Origin of the sequence: Microcystis sp. M53602_WE12, from assembly GCF_030065455.1 — a bacterium.
In the GTDB taxonomy this organism is placed as follows: Bacteria; Cyanobacteriota; Cyanobacteriia; order Cyanobacteriales; family Microcystaceae; genus Microcystis; species Microcystis aeruginosa.
Genome location: NZ_JASJFB010000849.1, coordinates 1 through 5,339 on the forward strand (window position 1 = coordinate 1; position 5,339 = coordinate 5,339).

Here is a 5,339-nt window from a genome sequence, read left to right on the forward strand (position 1 = left end):
CTTGCTCAAACCAGTTTTTGACCTGAGTATAAAGAGTCGGATGATTAGCTTTAAGGGCGACAACGTAGTCAGCTTTTTTGGCTTGAATATGATTAAGTAGGTGGGTGGAATTAAATATAAAATGAACGTAGGTTGGGTTGAAGCATGAAACCCAACGCCCGCATGGGTTACGCTACCGCTAACCCATCCTACAAATAATTGTGCCTACCTACTTAACTGCTAAATTAGATGAGCTTACCCTGTTTAATACGGATACCATAAGAACTAGGATGATTGTCTATTTCTTGGTATTTTTGAGTATACGAAAGTTGAAGGGTAACATATAAGTTTAGAAGCAATAAAGCCGATAACAATCAGTTACAATTATTTTTATCTTCGTTTCAATCCCAAAACACTTAAAAAGAAACTGGAAAAAACCACCTGTACTCCCAACGCTAGAGCGGTTACGGAAGGAATGACAATCCGCATGGTCACGGCTGGATCTAAAGACCCATAAAGTCGAGCATTCCAAATATATAAAGCATACAGTGAACCGCCCATACCTAGCAAAAATAAAATTACGCCAATGCTCAATCCCACCTCCAGATTAATATAACGCAAAAATCGTCTTAACTTGCGGTCTTCCGGTAATAAACCCTCGCTGATAGCAAAAGCTTTTGTGAAGATGGCAAAACTGACGATTTGAAAGCCAATAATCAAAGCTGTGGCTGAATAGAGAAGGGTGTGAACTCTCGGTTGAGGAATAAACCAAATCGTCGCCACAAACCCCAGAAACATTAAAGCCAGTCCGGGGTAGAGAAACAACCAGCGAGGACTATACATTAAGAGAAATCGGAGATGTCGCCAGCCATCGCGCCAAGTTTTTAGGTGGGGGGGACGACTGCGACCGTCAGGGGATAAAGTGGTTGGTACTTCGGTAATTTTCAGACCGTAGAGGGATGCTTTCACCACCATCTCGCTGGCGAATTCCATGCCAGTGGTGCGTAGGTTCAATTGTTCGATCGCCTGTTTACTAAACCCGCGCAATCCACAGTGAAAATCACCACAGGGACTACCAAAAAATAACCGTCCTAACCAAGTCAAGACAGGATTGCCCAGATACTTATGCAATACTGGCATCGCCCCGGGTTTAATTCCCCCCTGAAAACGATTGCCCATCACCAAATCATAACCCTGTCGCAATTTTTCTAGGAAAGGCGAGAGATTGGTAAAGTCATAGCTATCATCGGCATCCCCCATAATAATGTATTGACCTTTGGCGGCGGCGATACCTCCCCGCAGGGCGCTACCATAACCCCTTTCCGGGATGGGAACCACCCGCGCCCCTGAATTAGTGGCAATTTCTTGGGAACCATCGCTACTGCCATTATCGGCGATTAGCACCTCTCCCGCAATTTTGTGTCGTTCCAGATAATCTCGCGCTTTGCCGATACAGGTGGCCAGGGTTTCCGCCTCGTTGAGACAGGGCATGATGATCGATAATTCTAAAGTAGGTATCTGCTCATTAGAGGCGGCATCTGCCATGACCTGATTTTCCAGCATAACAATCGCGGTGGAGTCGTTTTGCTCAAGAGTATAACAGGATTATTGACATTTGTGACAACAAATTTTTGATTGCTCAACAGTGCCGCCTTAATTGATTGGCTTGTCTTTGTCCCCAATAACCTATAATGATTGGGCTGTTCATTATCCAGATTTCCGAAGCTATCTAAGCTAGACAGGGCCTTCAGCATCCCAACAACGGGGTTTAGATTACGAACAGCTTAGGGCAAAAATTTGGCAACCCAGAGAAAATGATACTGAAAAATTAAAAATTGAAGTTTATCTTGGTTTCACAGCCATAAACCTTAGCTATATCAAGCTTAAAATCGAAATGAACTTAAAAGTTTAGTTGTAACATATAAGTTTAGAATTGACAGTGCCGATAGCAATGGATTACTGGGGAATAAATAACGTGAAGGTGCAGGGAAAAATGCCAGATCAATTGCAATATACAAAAATAAGCGGAGTAAAATTATAGATAAGGCAAAAGAAATAATCAATGTGTATTGATTGAGAAGTTGGGAGTGAACAGGTTTAACCAAGTAATAGACCAATAATATTACAAAAGATATCATTCCAAGAATATTGATGATCTGAATTAAAGGAGTGATCTGGTTTAAATAGAAGATAAGGTCTTTATTTAAATCTGGTTGGTTAACTAGATAAGTTCGACGATGTGCCACTCGATTAAATATTGATCTCATTTCAGGGGTTACTCGAGGATCATCCGTATTTTGTAATAATTTCTTACTACTGACTCGTGGCAAAAATAAATATCCACTCATTTCAGTTAATGAATGAGGAAATTTGTTTAGCCAAAATCCTATATCTATATCATCAAAAGAGAAAGTTTTCTGGTTAATTCTTTTATCGTTAAATGCCTCTTGCAGTTCAGAATTAATTTGAGTAAAAACTTGATACATACTCCTATCTTCTGTTAAATTGCTTCTTCTAATTGCTTCTATTGTTGACCAGTACACCCAATCAATTGCTACTTCTATATTAGTAGTATCTTTTCCACCGAGTCTAGTAATTCTCCTAGCTAATTCTTCTTCGATTAGAGGTTTGACTTGATTCAATGTTGGACTCACTTGATAAGCCATTTTTAATTGTTGGCGATTTATATTGACAAACTCAAAATCATCTATATTTTGACCATCATCTATACTCTGAATCTGGGAAAAAGTTTCTTTGAAAGCCGATGAGTTACTAATGGATAACGCTGGTAATTCTAGAAAAAAAGCATTTAATAAAGTAAAAACTGTAGTAATTAATAAACTTATAGCAATGGGAATAATACAAATCGGCAAAGCTTCTCGAATAGCTCTTGCTATATTCATTCTATTTCTTAATACAAGAATAACAAAAACAACTAGGTAACTCAGGAAGAACACTATCTGCTCTGGACGGGTAATGAATATTATTCCTAAACACAATCCACCAAGAACGGAAAATATTAGTGGCTCTTCGTTACTTGGTATGGTTCGATAGGGGGGCATAAATCGACTAAATCCTTATCTGGCAAGAGATTTAATCCATTAGTTCGCTCTAGATCAAAAATAATTGACAAAAATCGCCAAATATCTTTCTCTATAAGGGTTTCATCTCTTATAATCCTGTCCGTTGCATAAGACAAACCGAAGAGCCATATTAGTTTCCTGGCTAAATTTTCTGACATAACAGTTATGACAGTTAAAGCCAAAAGGATATGATATAAGCTAATGGCTATTGTTTCAGTTAAAATAGTATTGAACCACAGAAAAGTTGTTATATGAAAAGTTAAAATTGCAAAAATAACTAAGCAGATATATCGAGGAATTTTTAGTAATCTAAAACTAAAAACTAATAAAATATTAGAGAGAGTGTAAAAAATCTCATGACTAATTCTTAGAGAAAAATTAAGAAAATTAGAAAACATTATAAATATTGGATATCCTGGCATATAATCGATTATTGCCTTAGCTTTATTAGTAGGAAACCAAATATTCTGATCTGCCATTAACGTATAGAGCAAGGAATCTCTTGTCTGACCAACAATTTCACTGTTTCTGATTAAAAAAAACTTGATAATGATCATTGATAAAATCCCACAAGCAAAGAATAATTTGTTTATATCTTCGCAAAATATTCTCGTCAATAATTGTTTTTTTGCCATAATATTTACTGCACTTAACTAAATTAAGTAACGTCGAAATTGACCTACTAATAACAAGGAAAACTATCTGCTCTTAGGGTCTTTTTTATGCTTATTTAAACCACGAAAACTCCAGTGTTTGTGCAAGAAAAAATTATAAAACATTAAACCTGCACTCACAATTACTACCGATGCCATGTACCATAGTTTAAATACTTCTACCAAAATAAACATCCAAGCCACGTTAATTAATAAGCCAGAAAACATGACATTATAGTACTTTATCAATTCTGGAAAAAAGGTTTTTGTACTGGTATTAAAAGTATAAAACTTATTTAGGCAAAACCCAATAAAACTTGTATAAATTAGAGCAATCACTACCGAAGCAATGTAATGAAATTTGATTTTTTCAGTTAATAAATATATGGAAAAAGTATAAATAATATTACAGGTTAAACCAAAAATAAAAAATCGTCGAAATTGTTGACTAGATAGTAAAGAACAAAATTTGTAAAAACTCTTTTGAAGTAGATTAATCATAATTTAGATTACTTTGGCAATAACTTGGGTTAGACGATAGTAACTACTATATCGAATACAGATAAACTGTCCTCACATATTCAAATCTCTTATGATCATAGTCCCCTTTCTGGGATAGGAACCACCCGCGCCCCTGAATTAGTGGCAATTTCTTGGGAACCATCGCTACTGCCATTATCGGCGATTAGCACCTCTCCCGCAATTTTGTGTTGTTCCAGATAATCTCGTGCTTTGCCGATACAGGTGGCCAGGGTTTCCGCCTCGTTGAGACAAGGCATGATGATGGATAATTCTAGAGTAGGTATCTGCTCCTTAGAGGCGGCATCTGCCATGACCTGATTTTCCAGCATAACAATGGCGGTGGAGTCGTTTTGCCCAAGAGTATAACAGGTTATGTACAGCAGTGTCCCAAATTGTTAGCAGACAATCTGCTTATTCTTTTTCCTCTGAGCGGCAATCTATATCTGAAGTTGAATGGCGATCGCTCTACCCGACTCTCTGACTTTCTTTATTTGGCAATTTGACCCAAATTTTCGAGCAACTGAAATTCTGATACTATCCTCGCCATCCCACCTGATTATTTGCTAGAAGTCATGGCCAAATCTCCTTAACCCCAACTGACGTTAAATTTGCTCAAAAGCTATCTGCTTGCTACTGAATTTTTGATGCGTCCGGGACGCATCCCACAGCCAAATATCGCCAATTTCCCCCTAGGCTTTAGGTCTTAAATAAACTAGAGACTGTTGCCAAATTAAAGTGGGTTTATCGTAGTGATCGACCAGGTATAGACAGTTAACATCTTGCCAAAGGATGCGACCAACGAGGAGATCATCGGTGCTTAACTTAATTTCTACTTCCCGTTTCTCTTGAATATAGCTCTGTACTTGTTTGATACTCGGCAGACCAGGATCAAATTGAGACATAATGAGTTTATCGATGAGGTGTTCATCCTCTATTATTCCTGTTGAGTAGCTTTTATTGACCTTGACATCCTCACCGCCGTAAACGGACGGTGATTCCCAAACCTCACGATTTAGGTTTCTGCTTCTTTCCCGAAGGATTTTTCGCACCTGCCTTAACAGATTTACTCTGTTCTGGTCTTATGGTCGCTCTACAGACTGAC

4 protein-coding genes and 1 pseudogene are annotated in these 5,339 nt (G+C 37.8%); all 5 read right to left on the bottom strand.

Going from position 1 to position 5,339, the window contains the following annotated elements:
* Positions 1 to 369: 369 nt before the first annotated feature.
* Positions 370 to 1,542, bottom strand: coding sequence for a glycosyltransferase family 2 protein (locus PX482_RS25940; protein WP_288094763.1), 1,173 nt, complete (start codon positions 1,540 to 1,542; stop codon positions 370 to 372).
* Positions 1,543 to 1,862: 320 nt separating this feature from the next.
* Positions 1,863 to 3,041 carry a hypothetical protein gene (locus PX482_RS25945; protein ID WP_288023735.1) on the bottom strand — a complete coding sequence of 393 codons (1,179 nt, stop codon included), beginning with the start codon at positions 3,039 to 3,041 and terminating at the stop codon, positions 1,863 to 1,865.
* A 719-nt stretch (positions 3,042 to 3,760) separates the two neighbouring features.
* Positions 3,761 to 4,216, bottom strand: a complete 456-nt coding sequence (locus PX482_RS25950) for a GtrA family protein (RefSeq protein ID WP_288023738.1) — start codon at positions 4,214 to 4,216, stop codon at positions 3,761 to 3,763.
* 101 nt (positions 4,217 to 4,317) lie between these two features.
* Positions 4,318 to 4,566 (bottom strand): annotated as a pseudogene (locus PX482_RS25955) (glycosyltransferase); the annotation flags it as partial.
* A 360-nt stretch (positions 4,567 to 4,926) separates the two neighbouring features.
* Positions 4,927 to 5,139, bottom strand: a complete 213-nt coding sequence (locus tag PX482_RS25960) for an Hfq-related RNA-binding protein (protein WP_002756689.1) — start codon at positions 5,137 to 5,139, stop codon at positions 4,927 to 4,929.
* Between the last annotated feature and the right edge of the window lie 200 nt (positions 5,140 to 5,339).

Bases quoted from the DNA above. Each gene is read 5' to 3' on its own strand.
- PX482_RS25960 (WP_002756689.1), bottom strand. From the start codon at position 5,139: ATGTCTCAATTTGATCCTGGTCTGCCGAGTATCAAACAAGTACAGAGC.
- PX482_RS25940 (WP_288094763.1), bottom strand. From the start codon at position 1,542: ATGCTGGAAAATCAGGTCATGGCAGATGCCGCCTCTAATGAGCAGATA.
- PX482_RS25945 (WP_288023735.1), bottom strand. From the start codon at position 3,041: ATGCCCCCCTATCGAACCATACCAAGTAACGAAGAGCCACTAATATTT.
- PX482_RS25950 (WP_288023738.1), bottom strand. From the start codon at position 4,216: ATGATTAATCTACTTCAAAAGAGTTTTTACAAATTTTGTTCTTTACTA.